At 69.6% G+C, this 782-nt stretch carries 1 protein-coding gene; it reads left to right on the top strand.

Translation table 11 applies throughout. From position 1 onward, the window contains the following. Nucleotides 1-780 (top strand): diacylglycerol/lipid kinase family protein (locus tag ACFYE3_RS19025; protein WP_387612039.1); only part of this gene is annotated, 780 nt, incomplete at its 5' end. Nucleotides 781-782: the final 2 nt, after the last annotated feature.

The raw sequence follows: 782 nt of genomic DNA, 5'->3' as shown, positions 1-782 counted from the left end.
GCCCCGGAGATCCGGATGCTGCCCACGGAGCACGCCGGGCACGCCGTGGACCTGGCGAAGGAGGCGGCCGGCACCCCCAACACCCTGGTGGTCTCGGTCAGCGGCGACGGCGGGTACAACGAGGTCGTCAACGGCGTCATGGCCGCCGGCACCACCGACACCGTGTGCGCGGTGGTCCCGGCCGGCAACGCCAACGACCACCACCGCACCACCGCCCGCCAACCCCTGGCCCAAGCCATCGCCGAAGGACAGGTGCGCAAGATGGACCTGCTGCACCTGTCCACCGGCAACCACCCGGGCGCGCAGGCCCTCTACGCCCACTCCTACATCGGCTTCGGGCTGACCCCGGTGGTGGCCATCGACATGGAGAAGGGCAACAAGGGCGCGCTCAAGGAGATGGTGTCAGTGGTGCGGACCTTCGCGCAGTTCCGGCCCTTCCGCATCCAGCACACCGACGGCACCCGCCAGAAGATCGACAGCCTCGTGTTCGCCAACATCCCCCAGATGGCCAAGGTCGCCACCCTCAGTGAAGCCGAGGACCGCCCGGCCGACGGGCGCTTCGAGGTGATCCTCTTCGAGCACACCGCCAAGTGGAAGGTGCTGCTCAAGGCGTTCCGTGCCGCCACCACCGGACTGGGAGACCAGCCCAGCGTGGCCCGCTACGAGTTCACCGCCCTCAAACCCATGCCCTACCAGCTCGACGGCGAGGTCCGCTCCGTCCCGGCGAACACCACCGTCCGGGTCGAATCCGCCCCCTCCGCCCTGACCGTCATCGGCTGACC

The organism is Kocuria arenosa, from assembly GCF_042879215.1.
In the GTDB taxonomy this organism is placed as follows: domain Bacteria; phylum Actinomycetota; class Actinomycetes; order Actinomycetales; family Micrococcaceae; genus Kocuria; species Kocuria arenosa.
The sequence above is the reverse complement of the archived record's forward strand: the minus strand, read 5'-3'. Positions and strand labels throughout refer to the sequence as shown.